This window comes from Microcystis aeruginosa FD4 (genome assembly GCF_009792235.1).
Taxonomy (GTDB): domain Bacteria; phylum Cyanobacteriota; class Cyanobacteriia; order Cyanobacteriales; family Microcystaceae; genus Microcystis; species Microcystis viridis.
Genome location: NZ_CP046973.1, coordinates 4,940,513 through 4,960,383, shown reverse-complemented (window position 1 = coordinate 4,960,383; position 19,871 = coordinate 4,940,513). Strand labels below are relative to the sequence as shown.

Genomic DNA, 19,871 nt, shown 5'->3' with positions numbered 1-19,871 from the left:
CGTTGAAACGTTAATAAAAACTAGATTTGCGGGTAAGTTGGTTGATCTTCTTGATAAAATCTCGCTGAGAAACTTCTGTCATCTTATAAGCTCCTATTACTTGGATTGATTACCGATTTGTTTCGTAAAAACTGCTGGTATTCCTCTAAAACCTCCCGCGCTTTGGGGAAATCGATCGCTTCTAGAATTTCCTCGATCGGTCTGCCCATGCGATCGAGTTCTCGAATCCGATCTACCTTTTCAGGTGCAAGGTAGATCGATCGCTTGCGCTTACCGAATTCGACTTGATAGAAAATCTGGAGATATTTGCGCCCGTACTTCGCCTTTTGAGAATAAGTGGTGATGAAATAACCCGAACCCTCCCCCCTACGACGGCGCGGACGTTTGTTCTCGACATCCTCTTTACCAGGGGATAATTTTGTACTGGTTGAAGATACATCTGTATCCCCTAGTAAAGGTATTTTAGAGAGAATCAAGGTAGAGGATGCGGGGACTGGCGGTCGTTGTGCGGAACCTTAACCAATAATTTTCAGGATTTCTGAAACGGGTTGATTAGCATCGATCGCCATTCGCACCTTTGACAGCTTCTCACGGGGGACTGACCGTTTGAAGGTTTTCCATTTACCGTTAACCTTCTCGTCCCAACAGTAAGCCCAAAACCAATGATCGGGATTGACAGTCGAACGCTCGCCCTCAACTTTTGGATAAGCTTTCACGTTACCGTATCGATCCTTCTTGTCTTGGATGAAGGCATATAGGGAACCACTCGGATTTTTCTTAGGAGAAATTTCAGAGATGCGATCGTTCTGTCCCAAATTTTCCCCTAAGAAAATTTCTGAAGATGTGACGGGGTTGACCGTTTTTTTCTTAGGGGAAATCTCGGAGTTGACACTCTGCGCGCTAAAGCGACGCAGATTCTAGCACAGAATTAGACCAAAATCTAATTCTGATGGGCATTGTCAAGATGCCTCTAGTAACTCTGCTCAAATCTAATTTAAGCATTGTCTTTACTTTTCTTAGAATATTTGCGCCGCCGTTACAATCGGCATTGACTAACCAATTATCAGCAGTACGATATAAACCGCGCTTAATTCGTTTTCCTGAAGACTGCCACCCGTCGGGTTTTTCACCATATTTAGGTAGCTCATCATTGTCCAAAAAAGAAGCTTTTGAGGTATAACTTTCTTCCGTCTCAACAAACTTAATGTCGTATTGTTCGCCAAGTTGAACAATTCTTTCCTTAAGTTTAGCTGTGGGAATTTGTACAAACTTTTGATTATTTTTCGCCCCCATATTTGACTCGTTTTTCTGACCTTGATTCCAGCCAAAAACAATAGTACCAATACCATGGATAAAACAATGATTGATTACTATTCTGGCTGCTTTATTAACGGCATCTCTCATTTGTTGATTACGTTTTTCGGTGACATGAGCTAAAGTTCTTGACCAAAATCCTTTAGGTTTTCCTTCTTTCAATGTCGCTATTTGTTTGTTGTACCATTGGTTAACCGATTTAAGATGTTTTCCATCAATAATAAAGCTGGTTTCAATATTAGAAACACAAGTTAACCAATTATTTAATCCGTGATCTATCCCTAGTACCTTGGTTGAGTCAAGATGCGTCGGTAGGCTTCGCCCCTCTTTGAGTTCACAATGTATTTGTTGATCAACAAATTCTGCATAAAGACAAGTATTTCTAGGAACTATTCTGACTTCTTTAATTAATTCCCATTTTAAATTAACAGGAAAAGGCAGAAAAAATTCTGTTAATCCAAACCACGCTCTAACTTGCTCTCCTAGAGGGAACCTTATTTTGCCCTCGATTAACTTTAACCATTTTTTAGGATAAGTAACCGTAAACAATCCTCCGCTTTTACGATACTTCGGCACATTAGGCTTTTGATTTAACTCTCCTTTAATAGACTTTTTTAAAAGTTTCTTAAAAGATTTAAAGGATTCACCAACATTTAAGCAAGTTTGCTGCATTGACGAAGCATATCCAGCCTTAAAGTGAGGATTAAACTTCATTTCTTTTGTCAGAGCAAATCCAGTAACAATCTTACCCGTCTTCAACCAAATTTGACGAGCATAATAAACAGAACAATTGTATAAACTATTCGACTCACGACCTAGATATTCAATAATTGATCTTGTCTCTTTGTCTGCTTTAATTAAAACCTGCTGGCATCCAAACAATTTAATTTACTCCTGCTAACGGAATAATATTCATGTTAACCTATTGGTTGTCTACTGTCAAGCTATCAACCAGTATATATGAGAAAAGATTCGTTTGGCTCTAGACACAACAACCATTCGGTAGGGCTTGCAACTATTCACTTAGTTTGGATTCCCAAACGTCGTAAGCCAGTGCTAAGGGGCGACATTAAACTAAGATTAGCAACAATCTTGGAATCGGTTGCATCTGATAAAGGTTGGATTATTAAGGCTAAAGAGATAGCCCCAGATCATGTTCACTTGTTAGTAGAATATGATGAGAAAACAGCTATATCTGAAGTGGTCAAGGCTTTTAAAGGAAGAAGTTCAAGAATGCTAAGAGAAGAATTTCCAGAATTAACAAAACTACCCTCTCTTTGGACAAAAAGCTATTTTTATGACACTTCTGGTAAAGTTAGTACAGCAAAAGTAATGGCTTATATTAATGACCCACATCATGACAGACATTAGGACGGCGGATAAATCCGCTCGCGTCGCTTTTCCGCCCCGTGTTGAAACGACGGGGCTACCAAGCTCCCGTCTTTTTTCGTGTTGATGCTCTTGCGGGACGGGGAATGGTCACGCTACAGTAACAACCATATTGCCAAATTATGTTTTGTTTCCGCCGATCTGGTCAATCGTTTACGTCTCTCACTTAACGAATCGTTAAGTGAGAGACAAAGAATTTATCAGACCAAACACGGGACTATCTCGACCATGGACACCACTAACATCGGTCGGCATCGAAAATCGTTAAGTGAAATATCCCCTGAAGACGGGACGTTAACGGAAAATTCGTTAAGTGAGGATGGGTCGGTTAAATCTACTCGGTTGACCGTGGGAAATTTTGTCACCGTTGCCGGTGAGCATCCCAGAAAAGGACAGACGGGGGAGATAACCGCGTTGCCCAATCCCTACGCGGCCATCATCCTTTTTGAGGATGGGAACAGGGAAATGTTAGTTTCGGACTTCCTTTCTCCAAAAACCATCGATGTGGCCGCTAAATTTCAGGTCAGGGAAGGGCTGAATTACAGGGCTGGTAATGGCTGTGAGTGGTATGTCAGGTTAGAACAGGCTACTTGGGAGCGGCTGCTACGATACCGAAATCGCGTCGGTACGGCAACCATCGATGGAGCCATCAAACGAATGTTAGAAAGTATCGAGAACTGCCCACCCTAACGGAACCTTAACCCAGTTTGAGCTGCTTACTTAACGAATTTCTCACTTAACGAATCGTTAAGTGAGGGGAGTGGACAATATCTTATCGTTAGGCAGCGATCGATGACGTGGCGATCATCTTTCTGGGGGAGCATTGTGGGGTGGGAAAGGTGAAACACGGAACAATTACAGATTAGAGAAACCAATTTTCAATCACTAAACCCTTAAAATCGGCTCTTCTAGGTTGTGTGTGAGGATGGTATAATATTAATACAGAACAGGAGGTGGGTTATGTGGATAAATTTTAATCAACTCCTCGATTTACCAAATGTAACAGGTTCTTCAGTTTGTGTTATGCAATGGAGGGGAGTTATAAGGGTTCCATCCCTTATAGAAAAAGGCATTTGGAGATTTTTGTCAATTGTTTTTTATCTAGAGCGAACTAATCAATTAAATCTCTTGCCAGATAAGGATTTAGTCGATTTATGCCCCCTGATCGAACTATACCAAGTAACGAAGAACCGTTAAGAAGGTATGATAAAAATAATGAGAAACGAATAATGGATACTAAAACTAATAAGAATATTACTCCTAAAATTCGCAAATTGGCTGAGACAGCGAGGGAACTATACCAAACCAAATATGCCCTCAATGTCACAAGGCTCACCAGTCTCAAAAGTCTTTGCCAAGAAGAGGAAGCCGCCGCTAATTTTGCGCTGTACCTAGCTAAATTGGTAATCAAACAGATGGAATCTAATCAAACTACCAGGTCTTTTCTTGGAGAAGAAGCTTGGACAGAACACTGCCAACTAATTAACCATGCTGTTGAAAAAATGGAAGATTACCTAGAAGAGTCAACTCCAGATAAACGGCAAGATTTGTATAAATTGTTAACCCAACTAGAACAAATTCAAGGTTGGGAAAGACACATAAGATTTTCAACACCAATTCGTGTCATCAATAACAAATATGCCTTAATAATTGAAGATGCCCTGCGCTGTATGACAAGTTCAGATTATGCTTATTGGAGTTACCAAATGGCGAGAGATTATGCTGAACGCTATAACTCAAGTTGTGGCAGTGGACTAACTTCTGAATCCGCTCCTTTAGTCGCAGAAATTGCCGAGTTTTGGTGTCAATATTATTTTGGCAAAACTCTCACAGAGAAATTCCCTGATAAGAGTTGACATCAAAAGCATTTCATAATAGCAAAATAAAATAAAATTCAATAATTTTCTTCATATTTATCGACCTGCTGTTCAGGAGGTTTGCCGTAGTAATCCAGTAGGACAGGCTCTTGATTTTCTTCATTTAGAGGGGCTACATTAGTCCGAGTGATTCTCCCCTCACTTAACGAACCAAGCTGCCGTATCAACAAAAACCTTCGTCACTTGAAATGCCTCACAAAATTGGCTAATTGTCAATAGCGTTTTAGGTGCGCGTACCCTTAGGTAGGGATGATTACACCTAGAAGAGCCGGTTGCTGCTTCTAAGTCAATCAGCTGATTGCCGCAAGCGATCACGAAGTCGCTAATAAGTCCTAGTTGCTGTTTTTCTTCTTCCGATTGCCGTTCGCGCCAGTCGAAACTAACGCTGTAGTAGGGTCCTTTGTCTGCTACTTCCCGATTGAAGCCAATCGTAAAGATGCCCATACCTGGTTCGCCGTGGTTCATCGCTTCCTGAACCTTGTTAAAAAGGTTGGAAATCGACTGCTTTTTAATGTAGGAAACACAGACCGTATTTTTAGGCAGAATTTCGGGGGAAACGTTCGGGGCCGGGATGTAGAATAATTGAATCCAGGGGACATTTTCGATCTTGCCCAAACTGCCGAAGAATTTGGAAACTTTGATGATGCCGATATCTATCTTTTGGTCGGGGTTAGTTTTGCGATGCTGCGCTTCCGATCCGCCGATAAAAAGCCCGCCATCTTTGCAATTGATCCGCACCGAGTAGGGGATATCGGGTAAACAAATAGCATTATCGGGTCGCGTGCCGAAGACGGAAAATTGATGAGATTTCTTAGTAGCCATGATGATTTTCTCCTTGCATTTCTTTGAACTAAAATTGTTTGAGAATCCCCCAAAGTGGGGGAATAAGTTTTACCACTTGGGCATATAGCCCGTTGTGTGATAGTTGTACTCATCGAAATCTATTTCATCGAAATGGATGATCTGGCCGTGCTTGCCAGCTTGAGATTCGACTAAGTAATCGAGTCCGAAAGCGTGGGAATCGATATAGCGCTGCATTCCCCGAATCTTGATCTCGGCTTCAAATTCTTTTAAATATTTCGGTTTGCGGACTTCGCACCAGTAGCAGCGATAAAAAATATTGAAAGTTCGGATGTGACCCTCGACTTCCTCTTTTTTGCAACCTAGATAGACCATAAAGGCTGGCTCGTCCTCCGTGGCATTGCCCCAGCCGTGCGGGTCTGTGGCGGTCTGGCAGATCACCACATTTTTGCAAAGTTGGTAAAGTTTGAAATTACCATTGGGTGAACTCTTGATCTCTTCTGCTATCATGTCATTACCTCAATTTGGTGAGCGTCGGGGGATGCAATTTCGCCGTTGTCCTCCCCCGTTTGATTCGAGTTTCTTAACTCGATAATTCTATTATAGCGTGTCGTCATGCTATAAGTAAGACTTTTGCCTAAAGTTTACAAAACTTTATAGCGTGTCGTCATGTTAGACTAAGGCCGAGAATAGTAAAAAAGAAGATGAGAGGAAGACCAGGGGGCAACCCCGATTTAGTAGAACATAGGTTCTCTACCGATAGGGACGAGCCTTGCACGGCCAAGTTAACGTTAAGGCTGCCGCCCTCTCAATATGCCAAGCTGAAAAAGATCGATAACTGGCAGGAAAAAGTTAGAGAGGTGATCGCCTCTTTTTTGCAAGAGTTAGAGCATCCCGACAACTGCGAAAAATAAAAGTCTTATCCGAATCATGGAAGCTACACGGGGGGCTTTAGCTTTTTTTCTTTGGACGCTTCTCTTTCTGTGATCTTCCCTTGCGAACTAATTCGCTCGATCTGGTCTTTCTCCAATTAATGATAAAATATCAATTATTGAAGATAAAAAACTTTTATCTGTTAGGACAGACTAGAGATTAAATAATAAAGAGATGGGGAAAGTAGGGAAAATTCTCAATGCCGCCGACAAAGAGACAGCGATCGCTAATGGTATTCCCCTGGTCACGGTCTATAGAGTCCATTTGGTATCTTTCCCAAAATCCTTGCCCAGTATGAATTAGAGCGAATTAGCCAAAATGCCTGTAATTCTTACCCGTGAAGCGTCACAAGAGAGATACCAAATAGGTTCTATAATTATTATGCCATGCTAACGGGGAATAATAATTTTTTTTAAACCGTGTTATCATGGATTAGATTAAAGTTTTTAGGTGAAGTAATGGCTGGCAAAGGAGCGCCAAAAGGTACGGTAAATAATCCGAAGGGGGTTAATCAATATCCTGGGCTTCGATCGAGTAAGATGATCGCCCTGCGGCTTCTCAAGGAGCATGATCCGCTTATCCGGGCTAAGGCCGAGAGAGAAGGAAAAAGCATTGCGGCTATTCTTGATGAGGCGATTGCTCTTTATTTGTCCACTAATCCCTAGCAAAAATCCCCACCGTGAGCAGTGGGGACTTGCGAGATTTTTTCTTCTTAAAATTCGCGATCGGTTGGGCTAAATCTCCAAATATCGGCACTTAAGAAGTCGATCCCTGCATTTTTTGCGGCTTTTTCATCTTCTAATCGATCGCCCACCATTAAAGCTTTTGATGGATTTTTAAAAGATTTTAAAGATGCGGAGTAAATTAGAAATAAATTTGTCGGATTGTTAAATTAATTCTTTTTTGTCCGTTGGTGATTTTTTTTAATCCATGAAATCTCATTCGATCTTCTCCTGATAGGATTAGGATAGTTCCCGATTCGAGATTTATTTCTTTAATCGGATCGCTCCGAGTAAATCCTCCTATCTGAAAAATTCCTGTGGCCCCTAGGGAGATAGAGATAATCGGAGCTTTTAGATTTTTCTCGGTATTATCTTGGTGCAGGCCCAATCTGCTATTTTCTAAATATTTATTAATTAGGCAAGTTTCTGGCCGATAATTATTTGGTATTGCTTCTTTTTGCTTAAGAATTTTAATAATTTTATCGAGGCTAGGGGGAAAAGGCGGGCTCTTCTGGTTTTCGTGTGTTAATTTTTGTTATGAATTAAAGCAAGCAAACAGCTTAAGTCGAAGATGTTGAAAATTGGTAAATCCATAACTCATTCTTTTAATAAGCTTTATTTTGGTATTCATTCCCTCAATTAATCCGTTGGTTGTCTGATTTTCAAAGTAATTACAAATACCCGGCAAATGCTTCTGGATCATGCTGGCACTACTTTGATATAATATCCCACCTATTCTTATCCATTTTTCCAATTTTCTCTCAGCACCTCTGAAGGTTCTACAACTTTGATAAATTTGTCTAATTTCTTCTTTCATTTCCCAGGCCATTCCTAAGCATGGATGTTCTTTCAGGATAACTTCTAGTTGTTGTTTTTGCTCGTCCTTTAAGTCCTCTTTATTCTTCCATAATAAATGAGGTAATCCTTTTTCATGCACCCCCATTAACTTTCTCAATTTATTAAGCTCGTCATTGATGATAGCCATTACATGAAAACGGTCATAGATGATTTTAGCATTGGGAAATAATTCCTTGATCACTGCTGTAAATCCTGACCACATATCGACGCTCACTTCTTTCACCTTCTCCCGAACTGCGTCTGGCTGTGCTTTTAAGGCTTCCATTAATTCTTCCTGCTTATGTCCTTTAATCACATCTAGTAAAATTTTCTTGTCCAGAGCTACGACCGTTGTTATGAAATCTTTCTGTCCTTTTAAGTTACTAAATTCATCCAAGCTTATTCGTTCTGGTGCTTCCCACTCTTCCTTTTCTAGTTCTTTAGCACAGTGATTAAATATTAACTCAACTTCTTCCCATCCTCACCCTTCTTCTCGACTTATTTCTTCGATGCTACAATTTTTTACTCTCTCATAAATCATCGATTCATAGCGAATTGTCTGAGGCTGTCTTAATCTCATAAAACTCAGTCTTTCGCTGATATACTTTTGGCACTTTTGACAATGAAACTGGCGGCGTGGTACTTCTAAATATACTCGATTGCCTAATCTTGACAAATCTCTGACTAGATTATACTCTGTCTGATTGATTCTGTCCAAGATTTGATGGCAATTCGGACATTCAATTGTTTCATTTAAAAGAGCGAGCTTTAGGAAAATTGTCTGCTCAATTTTTTGATAATTGACCACTGTTACATTTGGTAAATCGAGGAGTTGTTCAAAATTTATCCACATAACCCACCTCCCGTTCTGTGTTACTATTATACCATGCTCACACAGAACCTAGAAGAGCCAAAGGCGGCCAAGGCTTCCCGGTGATTGGGTGATTAGTGGTGTATCGATAGCCTGATCGATCGCTGATCCATCCAAGCTGCCCGCAATTGCTCATCTGATAGTGAAAATTTGCCCCTGATTTGGGCATTTGCGGGGTAAATAGGGGGGCTTCCTCGATTATTTTGCCTAGTTCGCCGATCAAAATTTTTCTCTCTGATGGCGGCATTTTTTGCATTATTATGATTGCCATTTTTGATCGCTATTTTTCTTGTGGATTGGGAAAATAGCGGGGAGAAGCTCCCCGCTCTGGGATTATTGCCAAATTTCGATTATGAATTCTTCTCCAGGGAATCTGCGCCCCATCCATTCGATCGCTTCTTTGGCGCTATTCGCTTTTAGGTAGTAGCCCTGTCTGTCGGTGATCGGAGTTTCTTCTGGATAGGGATTAATTCGAGGGCATCGGTAGGTCATAAAGCCTTGCTCCTATTGAGTTTCATTCTTTTATTATAGCACGGTTTCAAGGAATAATCAAGAAAATGCCCGGGCTAAAAAGCCAAGTATAGTACAAAAAAACTAAAAGAGAGATAACTGAGCTGGGGGGGGAAGGGGAAGCCCCAGCCACCAGGAAGAATTCCAGCGCTCCCATTCGATCCCGGCCCAAGCAGGGGGAGCCGAAGGGCCGGGCAGCCAGAAAAGGACTCGCCGCCCGGAGCCGAGAGCAAAGGCCGCGGACCCCCAAGAACCGGAGCCGCCCCCAAAGAATCGCCGCGCCGGGAAGACGACCGCCGGGCAGATCGGAGAGGAAGGCAGGACCACCAGCAAGCCTCGATCGCCGCGGGCAACCGATCGGACGCAAGCGATCGACCGGCGGGCAAAGGCCGAGCGCCCAGAACCAAAGCGCCCAGAGGCCACCGAGAAGACCAGCAGGGAGGGGGACCCAGAAAAGAAGTCCCGGACCAAGCGATCGATACCGTCGGCGCAGCCCACCGAAATCCGAGAGCAAGGAGATATAAGAGGGAGCAAGTCGCTTAGAGCAGCCGCAGCAGCCAGAGAAGGAGAGCGAGAGCCAGAAAAACCAACCGACCAGGCAGAAAAAAGAGAAAGCATAGGTCAAATCCCCAGAAACTATTATCATTATAGCATAGTTTCAAGGAAAAATAAATATATCTGGCGCGCAGCGCGCGCCAGTCAAGGAAAAAAGCTCAAGGACCCCGGCGGGAAGCTGGCGGCTCGCTCGCCCCCCCACCAGCCCGCCGTCAGCGAAGTTCAAGACCCCAAAGGCGAGCGAAAGACGCAAGCGACCAGAGGGGTCCCACCCCACCGATAAGCTCCAAAAAACCGCCACCCCTGTTAGCCCTTCTTTTTCCGTTTTGTGATCAGGACGGGGCGGCGGGTGGGGTGGTGGGGTGGGTGGCCGGCGCGGGGGACAAGGTGCGGGGGCATACTTCACCGGTAAGCATGGGTAAGAAGGAGAATCCCCCCGCCCGCGAAACCCGCAATTTCTCTTTGTTTTTTAATTAAGTATTTATTAGCTTCCACTTAATATTATTTCAAGAGTAAAAGTTTTTTTATTTAAAGAATCTATCCAAATAAAAATTATTTTAATTGCTTCATATCTGTAGTTTAGACTAAATGAGAAACCTAAAAAGAAAAAAGAGGAAGAATCAAGCAAAATAGAGAGAAAATAAAAGATGTTCAAGAATTTATCCTCTCTCTAGGACCAAATATAACAGATATACCAGATTTCGCCAAGATACCTACCAACTGTTAGGTAATGCCAAAGATGCCACCTTTGACTTAATGGATAGCATCATGACCACCAGAAATGCCTATTGCTTGGGAGACTTGTCACTGTCCCCTTTCTTCAGAAGGAAATGGCATAGTACATACGAATCTCTTGAAGATTGTCGTCCCAACCGAAACCAGTTAATGAAAAGATATGTTCAGGAAATACCAGAACTGGAGTATGTTTTGTTAGCAATAGATCATACAGCATGGGAATTGAAGGATGCTAAAACGATGAAAGATAGAGGCTATCAACATAGCGCGGCATCAAAAAATGGAACAGTATTAGGACAAGGCTATAGCACCATTGTCTGGCTACCCGAAGGGGAAAGAAGTTGGGCATTACCCTTAAGACATGAAAGAATCACATCCTTTGAAACACCGATAGCTAAAGCCAAATGGCAACTCCAAGAAGTCGGCAAAACAATTCAACAAAAAGTTTTGGTAGTATTAGATTGTGAATACGGCAATAGTTCATGGGTAAATCAAACAGCAGATATCCAAGCAAGTAAACTGATGAGAATCCGCTTTAATTGTTGTCTATATGGCGAACCAGAAGCTTATGGGGGTAAGGGAAGACCAAAAAAACATGGCAGACAATTTAAAATCAATGACGAATCCACATGGTGGCCAACCGACGCAACAGTGGAAATCAATGATCCGAAACTCGGATTAATCCGAGTGAGTCAATGGCAACAGTTACATTTTAAAACAGCTTCTCAGCAGAAATTAAGTCTAATTAAAGTGGAAAGGTTGAATCCTAAAAAAACGGGAGAGGCACATCGCCCCTTATGGTTAATTTGGGTAGGAGAGGCATTTTTATCCTTAGAAAAAGTTTGGTCACAATATGCACGTCGTTTTGGAGTTGACCATTGGTATCGCTTTGCGCTCGCAAAGATTACATTGGACTTTACCTTCTTTAAGTACACCTGTTCAATGTGAGAGATGGAGTGATTTAATGCCGTTGATGACTTGGCAATTATGGTTAGCCAAAGATTTGGTAGCAGATTATCATCTTCCTTGGCAAAAACCGCAAACCCTATTAACTCCTGAAAGGGTAGCACAGTCTCTGTTTTCCCTTTTGATAGAGATTGGTTCGCCCGCTCAACCACCTAAAACTAGAGGAAAGTCTCCCGGCTGGGAAAAAGGGAAGACTCGCAGTAAAAGAAAGACCTATCCTACTGTGAAAAAACGACATTCAACCCCTAAAAAATCGGCAACAAAAGCATCCTAACTCTACTTTTTGCTTAAAGATTTTTGATTTCAGCTATTTTCATAAGGCTGGATTATTTTTAGGCGAATTTTTTAGTCTAAACTACAGTTAGTCTAAACTACAGGCAAGCGGAGCGGCGAGGATAAGCTTTAGCCGTGGGATTAATCGAAGTTCGCCGCTCGGCTGGTTATCGAGGGTCGTTCTTTGCCGGTAGTCCGATTAGTTTGGCGTGGCTCCGGGTAGAGCGAAGGTTCCAGCAAAATCAGCTTTCTAGATTTTTGCCGGTAGTCCGATAATTTTGGCCAAGCTGGTTTTTCTGGCCCGAGCGATCGAAGCTTTGCCGGTAGTCCGATTAGTTTGGAATTTGGTATTCTTTTGTGTTTTAGTCTCTGGCTCCCCCCCTCCCCAAGGGCTGGGGGGGGAGGGGATGCCGGGGCGGGGGAGGCTGTGGCGGATCCCTTGTTCTTTGATTGCGAGATAAATCTTAAGGTGAGATGTCTGCGGTTCCGGTTTCCCCCTTCCCAAAAACTTTATCTCACCTCAGCTGTGGCACTGGCATCATTGCCGAACACATCCACTAACCGGACAGCGATCGCTCGTTTTCCTGTTGACAGTTGGGGACTGCTGGCGGTGGTGATGACTGTGTTATACCATTTTTCTTTATTCGTAGCAGGCATAACCGGGTGCATCTCCTGTTGGTGATTTTCTCTCACCTATAGGTGAGCAGCAGAAGTTGTTCAAAGAGGGCGAAGGCAATTCGCCCCTACAATCATATCATTGCGCCAATGGTAGGGGCGCACCGCGTGCGCCCAAAATGTCATCTAGATATTTCGACAAAATTGAGATGTACCAGGCATAACCATCTCTGTCATTACTTTTGAAAAATGGTATAACAGCTTTTCCCACGGCACAACTGAGGAATATAGGTAATGCGAATCCTCCCCCAAATAAAAGAGTTAAGGACAGAATCCCCATCATGATTGATCCCCCTACCGAACTCATCCCAAGAGCGAAGGATAACCAACCAAAAACGTAAACACACAGGGGAAATAAGAGGCAAAAAACCAGACCCCCCGCTAGACAGCCTAATCCATTGGCTTTTCTATTCGATTCTCTCACCATCTCTATCGCCGACCCTTTCTAACCCATAGCATAAAAAAGTCAACCTATCAACTTTTTTAACAAATGTTTAATATTTACGCTGACGTGCCAGAAGGACCCCAGAGAACGTATATTTAAAGCTAATCCCCAAATTATATTAAGTTTCTAATGAAAAAAATCTCGATTTTAGGCTCTACTGGCTCGATCGGTACTCAAACTCTCGATATTGTCACCGATCATCCCGATAAGTTTCAAGTGGTGGGATTAGCCACGGGTAATAATATTCAACTACTATCGGAGCAAATTCGGCAATTTCGCCCGCAAATCGTGGCGATTAATAACGAAAGTCAACTAGAAGACCTGAAAAGCCTAATTTCTGACCTTGACTACACCCCGATTATCCTAGCAGGAAAGGAAGGAGTCATCGAAGTGGCCCGTTATGGCGATTCCGAAAGCGTCGTCACGGGAATTGTCGGTTGCGCGGGATTGCTGCCGACAATTGCCGCTATTACTGCCGGTAAAGATATCGCCCTCGCTAATAAAGAAACCCTGATTGCTGGCGGTCCGGTGGTGCTGCCTTTAGTGGAAAAACACCGAGTTAAATTATTACCCGCCGATTCGGAACATTCAGCTATTTTTCAATGTTTACAGGGAGTTCCTACTGGGGGATTAAAAAAGATTATTCTCACCGCTTCTGGGGGAGCTTTTCGCGATTTGCCGGTGGAAAAATTGCCGCAAGTAACCGTAGCTGATGCCCTCAAACATCCTAACTGGTCGATGGGCAGAAAAATCACCATCGATTCGGCTACTTTAATGAATAAAGGTCTAGAAGTTATCGAAGCTCATTATTTATTTGGTGTCGATTACAATGCGATCGATATTGTTATTCATCCCCAAAGTATTATTCACTCTTTAATTGAGTTACAGGATACCTCAGTTTTAGCCCAATTAGGCTGGCCTGATATGCGTTTACCCCTGTTATATGCCTTGTCTTGGCCTGAAAGAATTTATACCGATTGGGAACCTTTAAATTTAGTTAAAGCCGGCAGTTTAACCTTCAAAGAACCCGATCATCAAAAATATCCCTGTATGGGATTAGCCTACGCAGCCGGGCGTGCGGGTGGGGCAATGCCAGCAGTATTAAACGCGGCCAATGAACAAGCGGTAGCATTATTTTTAGAAGAAAAGATTAGCTTCTTAGATATTCCCCGGGTGATTGAAAAAGTCTGCGATCGCTTCACAATTCATAACAGTTCTACCCCTAGCCTAGATGACATTTTAGCCGCCGATAATTGGGCGCGTCAAGAGGTATCTAACTGTCTGATTGCCAATCCGGTCTAGATAGTCTAGATGCTGTAGGGATGTTAACTATAATGTCTCTACAGATATAGGATAGAAAAATCACTAATTTCGGCTATTTTTTCTAGTTAACTAGATTTATGATGATCATGACAAGAGTTGATAACCTTCAATAAACCTCTTGCCTAATTAATTTTTGAGGGTTCAAAACCAGCAAAAATAAGGATTAAATTGCCTAAAATCTGTAAATAGATCATTTAATTGATTATGATTCATTCTTAATTCTCCTGACTAGAGGTCTAATGACCCTGAAACTTTCTCAAAAATAAGATAAGATAAACAAGATAGCGGTTATTACTTTTAATTTTCTATGGTTACAACTTCTCTATCCCTCCCCGAAATCGCCAGAGAAACCCGTCAAGCGAGTCGTCAACTGGCTATCCTGACTAACGAAGAAAGGAATAAAGCTTTAGAGGCTATTGCTGAGGCTTTAACTGCCAATGCTGCTCAGATACTAGAAGCTAATATCGCCGATGTTCAAACAGCCAAGGCGATGGAATTATCTCCGGCTTTATGTGCGCGGTTAGAGTTAAGTCCCAGCAAATTAAAAGCCGCTATTGCCGGGGTGCGAGATGTGGCTAAATTAGCAGATCCTTTAGCTACTATGCAAATTAATCGGGAATTAGATCAAGGTTTAATTCTTCGGAGAATGACCTGTCCTTTAGGGGTTTTAGGTGTTATTTTTGAGGCTCGTCCCGATGCTTTAATTCAAATTACCAGTTTAGCGATTAAATCCGGTAATAGCGTTATTTTAAAAGGGGGGAAAGAGGCGATCCGTTCTTGTCAAGCTTTAGTAACAATTATTCATCGGGCATTGAGTGAAACTAAAGTTAATTCGGCGGCGGTGCAATTGTTAACAACAAGAGAAGAAATTCAGGAACTCTTAAAACTTGATCAATACATCGATTTAATTATTCCTAGAGGTTCTAACGAATTTGTTCGTTATATCCAAAATAATACCCGCATTCCCGTCCTCGGTCATGCCGATGGTATCTGTCATCTCTACATCGACAAAGAAGCAGATTTAAGCAAAGCCATCAGGATTACCGTCGATAGCAAAACCCAATATCCTGCCGCTTGTAATACCATTGAAACTTTATTGGTTCATCAAGACATCGCTAGACAACTTTTGCCCGCAGTGGCACAATTATTAGAGGAAAAAAAGGTTAAATTATTGGGAGATGAAGCAACTCGTCAGATTATTAACGTGCTATCGGCCACAGAAGAAGACTGGCAAACCGAATATAGTGATTTAATTCTGTCAATTAAAATTGTTGATAGTCTAGAATCAGCAATCGAACATATTAATTATTACGGTTCTCGACACACGGAAGCCATTGTCAGCGAAAATCTTAACACAGCCAAGACCTTTAGCGATCAAGTCGATGCCGCCGGAGTTTTTCATAATTGTTCCACGCGATTTGCCGATGGTTTCCGTTACGGTTTCGGGGCCGAAGTGGGTATCAGCACCCAAAAAATGCCTCCCCGCGGTCCGGTGGGATTAGAGGGATTAGTGACCTACAAATATCAATTAGCCGGAGATGGTCATATTGTCGCCGATTATTCTGGGGAAAATGCCCAATCTTTCACTCACAAAGATTTATAGTCGAGAAAAAAGCAGATGTTTACAGGATTAATTCAAGCCTTGGGAACGATTCGGGTCGTGGATACTGATAGACTATATTTGTCTGTATCCTCTAATACAATTCTCCAAGATTTAATGATTGGTGATAGTGTGGCTGTGGATGGGGTTTGTTTGACAGTTGAGCAAATTCTCCCAGAGGGTTTTTTGGCCACCGCTTCCCCGGAAACCCTACAGCGCACTACTTTGGGACGAAGGATTCAAACAAAAACCAACGTTAACCTAGAAACCTCTTTGCGGGTGGGTAGTAAAATCGGCGGTCATTTTGTCACCGGTCATGTGGACGGAATTGGCTGTTTATTCGAATCGATAATTGTGGCTAATTCTTGGGAAATGACCTTTTCTGCCCCTAGTTCCCTAGAAGACCAGTGGAATGCCCATATAGCTCGTTATATCGTCGGTAAGGGCAGTATAGCTGTTAATGGCATTAGCTTAACCGTGGCCGATTGCGATGCCTCCGGCAGCTGGTTTAAAGTGGCAGTCATCCCCCACACCTACGCCGAAACCAATCTTTCCCATTTAAAATTAGGCGATTGGGTGAATCTAGAAGGGGATATTTTAGGCAAATATGTGGAAAAATTGCTAAGAATGCGCTCTTATCACCCTCCTACCGAGATTAGCCTAGAATTTCTGGCTGAACATGGTTATTAAAAAATGCGTAACCCAGTGGAAATCTGATTGATAACTTTTTCCTATATAAAAACCCAGTGAAAAGCTTGACATTAGCCAAAATCCCCAGACAATGTTAAGTTAAATTAACCAATAGCCGAGGCTTGTATTTAAGGAAAACCCCTTATGGTAGCAACACCAGTTCAACAGAAATACGACATTAAAGATATTAGTTTAGCCCCCATCGGCAAACAACGCATCGAATGGGCCGGACGGGAAATGCCCGTTTTGCGTCAATTAGCCGAACGTTACGCTATCGAAAAACCCTTTGCTGGACTGCGTTTAGTCGCTTGCTGTCACGTTACCACCGAAACCGCTAATTTGGCGATCGCACTAAAAGCCGGTGGCGCTGATGCGTTACTAATTGCCAGTAATCCCCTTTCCACCCAAGATGATGTGGCCGCTTGTTTGGTCGCTAATTACGGCATCCCCGTTTATGCAATCAAAGGGGAAGATAACGACACCTATCACCGTCACGTTCAAATCGCCCTCGATCACAAACCCCAGATTATCATCGATGATGGTTGTGATGTAGTGGCCACCCTAGTTAAAGAAAGAAGTCACCAATTACCCGACATTATCGGTACTACCGAAGAAACTACCACCGGCATCGTCCGTTTGCAAGCCATGCTCAAAGCCGGGGTGTTATCCTTCCCCGCAATGAACGTTAACGACGCAGAAACCAAGCATTTCTTTGATAATCGCTACGGTACAGGTCAATCTACCCTTGATGGTATCATTCGCGCCACCAATATCCTCCTTGCCGGTAAAACCGTGGTTGTGGCTGGTTATGGTTGGTGTGGTAAAGGTGTGGCTATGCGGGCCAAAGGTTTAGGCTCTAATGTAATTGTCACCGAAATTAACGCCGTGCGTGCCATTGAAGCAGCGATGGACGGTTTCCGGGTTATGCCCATGGATGAAGCCGCTAAAGAAGGCGATATCTTCATCACCGTAACTGGTAACAAGCACGTTATCCGGGCCGAACATTTCGACCTGATGAAAGATGGGGCGATTGTTTCCAACTCCGGTCACTTTGATATTGAAATCGACCTGCAAGCTTTAGGCGCAAAAGCCGATAATGTTAAGGAAGTTCGCAACTTTACCCAACAATATAGCCTAAAAAGCGGTAAATCCGTCGTTGTTATCGGGGAAGGTCGCCTAGTTAACCTGGCAGCCGCCGAAGGTCATCCTAGCGCCGTTATGGATATGAGTTTCGCTAACCAGGCGATCGGTGTAGAATACTTGGTTAAAAATCAAGGTAAATTGGCCCCCGGCATCTACTCGATTCCCTACGAATTAGACCAAGAAATCGCCCGCTTGAAACTGCAAGCCATGGGGATTGAAATCGATACCCTCACTGAAGCCCAATTAGAATATATCAACTCCTGGACTTCCGGAACCTAATATCAGTTATCAGTTATCAGTTATCAGGTGTGAGTTTTCAGGTGTGAGTTATCAGTTATCAGTTATCAGGTGTGAGTTTTCAGTTTTCAGTTCACTGATTACTGTTCACTGAAAATACTTTACTTTAAAACTGTTTTCTAAATCCTAAAAAATTATGACTGAATGGATTACAAATACAATGACTTCTATGGGCTATTTAGGCATAGCCCTATTAATGTTTTTAGAGAATCTTTTTCCTCCCATTCCCTCGGAATTAATTATGCCCCTAGCGGGTTTTACCGTCCATGAGGGACAAATGGAATTTATTCCGGCAGTGGTAGCGGGGATTTTTGGTACAGTCATCGGAGCGCTACCTTGGTATTATCTGGGTCGGGTTGTGGATGAGGAAAAAATCGAAAAACTAGCCGATAAATACGGCAAATGGATTACCGTTTCCGCTAAAGATATTCAAAAAGCCAATCAATGGTTTAACCGTCACGGTAGTAAAGCGGTTTTACTCTGTCGTTTGGTTCCTGGAGTACGAACTTTGATTTCCCTACCTGCCGGGATGAATCACATGGCGATGATTCCCTTTTTAGTTTACTCCACCATCGGCACGACCCTCTGGGTCATTTTTTTAACGGCAGCAGGTTACTTTTTAGGGAAGAATTACCCCCTTGTGGAAGAATATCTGGCTCCCGTCTCAAAAATCGCTTTACTTGCCCTCGTTATCTGGTTTATCCTCTGGATTATCCGCAAACGTAACCGCCGGTATGAGTAAATGTTGATCATAGGTGGTGCGTTACGACGGATTGTCACCTTCGAGTCAAATCAGCAATTTTTGCCGTCTAACGCACCCTACGTTTTACTACTAATCATGCCGACTACTCAAGACGGCCGTGATCAGCAAATAGGCCAGCGTCACCCCGATACTGATTTGGAAGGAATAGGGAGCGGCGCGGTATCGATACCAACTAGAAAAAGATTCAAGAATTCTCAGGGTGAACAACACCACCCAATTTAAGGAAAGCATTAGGAGGTAAAACAACGCCCCGACTCCTAACGACTGCACAAAGCGATTTTTTAATAAATCCATAGCCCTAACCAAGTTAACTAGAACTCTTGCAAATTAATTATATGTTATAACAGGGTGAGAGCATCTCAAAAGCTATTGACAAGAGGATTTTGGAGAAACTTTGGACTATTTCTACAAGAAGTTTCAACAGAAATGGGGATAGATGTCCACCACCTTGGTTATAATTTTCATTATTGACAAGGTGAACTATGCCTACCCTGTTTTGTTGAAACTTTTAGCACTCTAGTTCACAATAAAGGTAAAGATCGTAAGAGCTACCTTATAATGGCGGAATTGCTTTCAAGAATTACAGTTAATCCTCGGCAGTGCGGTGGTCGTGCCTGTATTCGAGGAATGAGAATCCGGGTATCAGATGTGTTAGATCTATTCGCGGCAGGTTTAAGCGCGGGAGAAATTCTAGATGAAATGCCTGATCTTGAGGCAGATGATTTGAAAGCAGCGCTTTTATATGCCTCGCGGAAGCTTAATCACCCGGTTTTAGTGGCATGACAATTTGGGTTGACGCACATTTGTCTCCCGCAATTGCCACCTGGATTAGCACTACACTTGAGATTGAAGCTGTGGCTTTGCGTGATCTTGGACTCAGAGATGCTGAAGATACTGAAATCTTTCAGGTTGCAAAAGCTCGAAGAGCTATCCTAATGACCAAAGATAGCGATTTTGTAGATTTAGTTGAGCGACTTGGTTCGCCCCCACAAATTATTTGGCTGACTTGTGGCAACACCTCTAATGCCCGGTTGCGTGAAATCTTGAGTGAGACTTTGTCCAGGGCTTTAGAACTTTTAGCTGCTGGTGAGACATTGGTAGAAATTAGCGGAAACTAGCTGTACAGGCTAATGAATCCAAGAGCTACCCAAT

General features: G+C 42.7%; 23 protein-coding genes and 3 pseudogenes. 13 read left to right on the top strand and 13 right to left on the bottom strand.

Translation table 11 applies throughout. The features are described 5' to 3' along the window. Positions 1-83: 83 nt before the first annotated feature. From GQR42_RS24590 to GQR42_RS24580, 3 genes are all read right to left on the bottom strand, one after another. On the bottom strand, positions 84-476 hold the full coding sequence (locus tag GQR42_RS24590; RefSeq protein WP_158201986.1) for a hypothetical protein: 393 nt from the start codon (positions 474-476) through the stop codon (positions 84-86). 39 nt (positions 477-515) lie between these two features. Continuing rightward, entirely contained in the window at positions 516-815 is a 300-nt protein-coding gene (locus GQR42_RS24585; RefSeq protein WP_158201985.1) for a hypothetical protein, read from the bottom strand. 85 nt (positions 816-900) lie between these two features. Further along, the gene (locus GQR42_RS24580; protein WP_158201984.1) at positions 901-2,196 is read right to left on the bottom strand and encodes an RNA-guided endonuclease InsQ/TnpB family protein; all 1,296 of its coding nucleotides are present in this window, start codon (positions 2,194-2,196) and stop codon (positions 901-903) included. A 78-nt stretch (positions 2,197-2,274) separates the two neighbouring features. Between GQR42_RS24580 and tnpA the strand changes: the two genes are divergently transcribed. The 3 genes from tnpA (at position 2,275) to GQR42_RS24565 (ending at position 4,559) form a co-directional block, all read left to right on the top strand. After that, positions 2,275-2,685 carry an IS200/IS605 family transposase gene (tnpA, locus tag GQR42_RS24575; protein ID WP_158201983.1) on the top strand — a complete coding sequence of 137 codons (411 nt, stop codon included), beginning with the start codon at positions 2,275-2,277 and terminating at the stop codon, positions 2,683-2,685. Positions 2,686-2,763: 78 nt separating this feature from the next. After that, the gene (locus tag GQR42_RS24570; RefSeq protein ID WP_158201982.1) at positions 2,764-3,393 is read left to right on the top strand and encodes a hypothetical protein; all 630 of its coding nucleotides are present in this window, start codon (positions 2,764-2,766) and stop codon (positions 3,391-3,393) included. Between the two features lie 539 nt (positions 3,394-3,932). Beyond that, the gene (locus GQR42_RS24565; RefSeq protein ID WP_158201981.1) at positions 3,933-4,559 is read left to right on the top strand and encodes a hypothetical protein; all 627 of its coding nucleotides are present in this window, start codon (positions 3,933-3,935) and stop codon (positions 4,557-4,559) included. A gap of 159 nt (positions 4,560-4,718) precedes the next feature. On the opposite strand, the gene GQR42_RS24560 is transcribed toward GQR42_RS24565, so the two are convergent. Together GQR42_RS24560 and GQR42_RS24555 are read right to left on the bottom strand one after the other, a co-directional pair. Then, a complete protein-coding gene (locus tag GQR42_RS24560; RefSeq protein WP_199273235.1) occupies positions 4,719-5,402 on the bottom strand; it encodes a hypothetical protein in 684 nt (227 codons plus the stop codon). 69 nt (positions 5,403-5,471) lie between these two features. Further along, positions 5,472-5,891: a hypothetical protein gene (locus GQR42_RS24555; RefSeq protein ID WP_158201980.1), complete on the bottom strand. Its 420-nt coding sequence runs from the start codon at positions 5,889-5,891 to the stop codon at positions 5,472-5,474. Between the two features lie 194 nt (positions 5,892-6,085). Here GQR42_RS24555 and GQR42_RS24550 point away from each other — a divergent pair, with 194 nt between their 5' ends. Further along, complete coding sequence (locus GQR42_RS24550; protein ID WP_158201979.1) at positions 6,086-6,295, top strand: hypothetical protein; 210 nt, start codon at positions 6,086-6,088, stop codon at positions 6,293-6,295. Positions 6,296-6,733: 438 nt separating this feature from the next. Continuing rightward, positions 6,734-6,979 (top strand): hypothetical protein, encoded by a 246-nt coding sequence (locus GQR42_RS24545; protein ID WP_158201978.1) that lies wholly within the window; start codon positions 6,734-6,736, stop codon positions 6,977-6,979. A 47-nt stretch (positions 6,980-7,026) separates the two neighbouring features. Here GQR42_RS24545 and GQR42_RS24540 read toward each other — a convergent pair whose 3' ends face one another. From GQR42_RS24540 to GQR42_RS24520, 5 genes and pseudogenes are all read right to left on the bottom strand, one after another. Beyond that, on the bottom strand, positions 7,027-7,179 hold the full coding sequence (locus GQR42_RS24540; protein WP_257792654.1) for an HAD hydrolase-like protein: 153 nt from the start codon (positions 7,177-7,179) through the stop codon (positions 7,027-7,029). Beyond that, positions 7,179-7,544, bottom strand: a pseudogene (locus GQR42_RS24535) (alpha-ketoglutarate-dependent dioxygenase AlkB); the annotation flags it as partial. The gene GQR42_RS24540 and the pseudogene GQR42_RS24535, both read right to left, overlap by 1 nt. Before the next feature lie 27 nt (positions 7,545-7,571). After that, positions 7,572-8,726, bottom strand: a pseudogene (locus tag GQR42_RS24530) (ISL3 family transposase). 37 nt (positions 8,727-8,763) lie between these two features. Further along, on the bottom strand, positions 8,764-9,000 hold the full coding sequence (locus GQR42_RS30205) for an alpha-ketoglutarate-dependent dioxygenase AlkB (RefSeq protein WP_371731327.1): 237 nt from the start codon (positions 8,998-9,000) through the stop codon (positions 8,764-8,766). A 77-nt stretch (positions 9,001-9,077) separates the two neighbouring features. Then, on the bottom strand, positions 9,078-9,236 hold the full coding sequence (locus GQR42_RS24520) for a hypothetical protein (RefSeq protein WP_158201975.1): 159 nt from the start codon (positions 9,234-9,236) through the stop codon (positions 9,078-9,080). Between the two features lie 1,230 nt (positions 9,237-10,466). Between GQR42_RS24520 and GQR42_RS24515 the strand changes: the two are divergent. Beyond that, a pseudogene (locus tag GQR42_RS24515) lies at positions 10,467-11,784 on the top strand (NF041680 family putative transposase). 509 nt (positions 11,785-12,293) lie between these two features. Here the strand turns inward: GQR42_RS24515 and GQR42_RS24510 are convergent. Together GQR42_RS24510 and GQR42_RS24505 are read right to left on the bottom strand one after the other, a co-directional pair. Continuing rightward, positions 12,294-12,440 (bottom strand): hypothetical protein, encoded by a 147-nt coding sequence (locus tag GQR42_RS24510; RefSeq protein WP_158201974.1) that lies wholly within the window; start codon positions 12,438-12,440, stop codon positions 12,294-12,296. A gap of 97 nt (positions 12,441-12,537) precedes the next feature. Further along, positions 12,538-12,885, bottom strand: coding sequence for a hypothetical protein (locus GQR42_RS24505; RefSeq protein WP_233271157.1), 348 nt, complete (start codon positions 12,883-12,885; stop codon positions 12,538-12,540). Between the two features lie 147 nt (positions 12,886-13,032). Here GQR42_RS24505 and dxr point away from each other — a divergent pair, with 147 nt between their 5' ends. The 5 genes from dxr to GQR42_RS24480 all read left to right on the top strand — a co-directional run bounded on the left by dxr (position 13,033) and on the right by GQR42_RS24480 (position 18,698). After that, a complete protein-coding gene (dxr, locus tag GQR42_RS24500; RefSeq protein WP_158201973.1) occupies positions 13,033-14,205 on the top strand; it encodes a 1-deoxy-D-xylulose-5-phosphate reductoisomerase in 1,173 nt (390 codons plus the stop codon). 328 nt (positions 14,206-14,533) lie between these two features. Beyond that, positions 14,534-15,829 (top strand): glutamate-5-semialdehyde dehydrogenase, encoded by a 1,296-nt coding sequence (locus GQR42_RS24495; RefSeq protein ID WP_158201972.1) that lies wholly within the window; start codon positions 14,534-14,536, stop codon positions 15,827-15,829. 15 nt (positions 15,830-15,844) lie between these two features. Continuing rightward, positions 15,845-16,516 (top strand): riboflavin synthase, encoded by a 672-nt coding sequence (locus GQR42_RS24490; RefSeq protein WP_158201971.1) that lies wholly within the window; start codon positions 15,845-15,847, stop codon positions 16,514-16,516. Between the two features lie 144 nt (positions 16,517-16,660). Then, entirely contained in the window at positions 16,661-17,938 is a 1,278-nt protein-coding gene (gene ahcY / locus GQR42_RS24485) for an adenosylhomocysteinase (protein ID WP_158201970.1), read from the top strand. 154 nt (positions 17,939-18,092) lie between these two features. Further along, positions 18,093-18,698, top strand: coding sequence for a DedA family protein (locus GQR42_RS24480; RefSeq protein WP_158201969.1), 606 nt, complete (start codon positions 18,093-18,095; stop codon positions 18,696-18,698). A 90-nt stretch (positions 18,699-18,788) separates the two neighbouring features. On the opposite strand, the gene GQR42_RS24475 is transcribed toward GQR42_RS24480, so the two are convergent. Continuing rightward, positions 18,789-19,013 (bottom strand): hypothetical protein, encoded by a 225-nt coding sequence (locus GQR42_RS24475; RefSeq protein WP_158201968.1) that lies wholly within the window; start codon positions 19,011-19,013, stop codon positions 18,789-18,791. A 264-nt stretch (positions 19,014-19,277) separates the two neighbouring features. Here GQR42_RS24475 and GQR42_RS24470 point away from each other — a divergent pair, with 264 nt between their 5' ends. Next, positions 19,278-19,502: a DUF433 domain-containing protein gene (locus GQR42_RS24470; RefSeq protein ID WP_158201967.1), complete on the top strand. Its 225-nt coding sequence runs from the start codon at positions 19,278-19,280 to the stop codon at positions 19,500-19,502. Continuing rightward, positions 19,499-19,837 (top strand): DUF5615 family PIN-like protein, encoded by a 339-nt coding sequence (locus GQR42_RS24465; RefSeq protein ID WP_158201966.1) that lies wholly within the window; start codon positions 19,499-19,501, stop codon positions 19,835-19,837. Before GQR42_RS24470 ends, GQR42_RS24465 begins: the two co-directional genes overlap by 4 nt. Positions 19,838-19,871: the final 34 nt, after the last annotated feature.

Excerpts from the sequence above, each read along its gene's own strand:
- tnpA (WP_158201983.1), top strand. The coding sequence starts at position 2,275 with ATGAGAAAAGATTCGTTTGGCTCTAGACACAACAACCATTCGGTAGGG.
- GQR42_RS24565 (WP_158201981.1), top strand. The coding sequence starts at position 3,933 with ATGGATACTAAAACTAATAAGAATATTACTCCTAAAATTCGCAAATTG.
- GQR42_RS24560 (WP_199273235.1), bottom strand. The coding sequence starts at position 5,402 with ATGGCTACTAAGAAATCTCATCAATTTTCCGTCTTCGGCACGCGACCC.
- GQR42_RS24555 (WP_158201980.1), bottom strand. The coding sequence starts at position 5,891 with ATGATAGCAGAAGAGATCAAGAGTTCACCCAATGGTAATTTCAAACTT.
- GQR42_RS24550 (WP_158201979.1), top strand. The coding sequence starts at position 6,086 with ATGAGAGGAAGACCAGGGGGCAACCCCGATTTAGTAGAACATAGGTTC.
- GQR42_RS30205 (WP_371731327.1), bottom strand. The coding sequence starts at position 9,000 with ATGCAAAAAATGCCGCCATCAGAGAGAAAAATTTTGATCGGCGAACTA.
- GQR42_RS24520 (WP_158201975.1), bottom strand. The coding sequence starts at position 9,236 with ATGACCTACCGATGCCCTCGAATTAATCCCTATCCAGAAGAAACTCCG.
- GQR42_RS24510 (WP_158201974.1), bottom strand. The coding sequence starts at position 12,440 with ATGCCTGCTACGAATAAAGAAAAATGGTATAACACAGTCATCACCACC.
- GQR42_RS24505 (WP_233271157.1), bottom strand. The coding sequence starts at position 12,885 with ATGGTGAGAGAATCGAATAGAAAAGCCAATGGATTAGGCTGTCTAGCG.
- dxr (WP_158201973.1), top strand. The coding sequence starts at position 13,033 with ATGAAAAAAATCTCGATTTTAGGCTCTACTGGCTCGATCGGTACTCAA.
- GQR42_RS24495 (WP_158201972.1), top strand. The coding sequence starts at position 14,534 with ATGGTTACAACTTCTCTATCCCTCCCCGAAATCGCCAGAGAAACCCGT.
- GQR42_RS24490 (WP_158201971.1), top strand. The coding sequence starts at position 15,845 with ATGTTTACAGGATTAATTCAAGCCTTGGGAACGATTCGGGTCGTGGAT.
- ahcY (WP_158201970.1), top strand. The coding sequence starts at position 16,661 with ATGGTAGCAACACCAGTTCAACAGAAATACGACATTAAAGATATTAGT.
- GQR42_RS24480 (WP_158201969.1), top strand. The coding sequence starts at position 18,093 with ATGACTGAATGGATTACAAATACAATGACTTCTATGGGCTATTTAGGC.
- GQR42_RS24475 (WP_158201968.1), bottom strand. The coding sequence starts at position 19,013 with ATGGATTTATTAAAAAATCGCTTTGTGCAGTCGTTAGGAGTCGGGGCG.
- GQR42_RS24470 (WP_158201967.1), top strand. The coding sequence starts at position 19,278 with ATGGCGGAATTGCTTTCAAGAATTACAGTTAATCCTCGGCAGTGCGGT.
- GQR42_RS24465 (WP_158201966.1), top strand. The coding sequence starts at position 19,499 with ATGACAATTTGGGTTGACGCACATTTGTCTCCCGCAATTGCCACCTGG.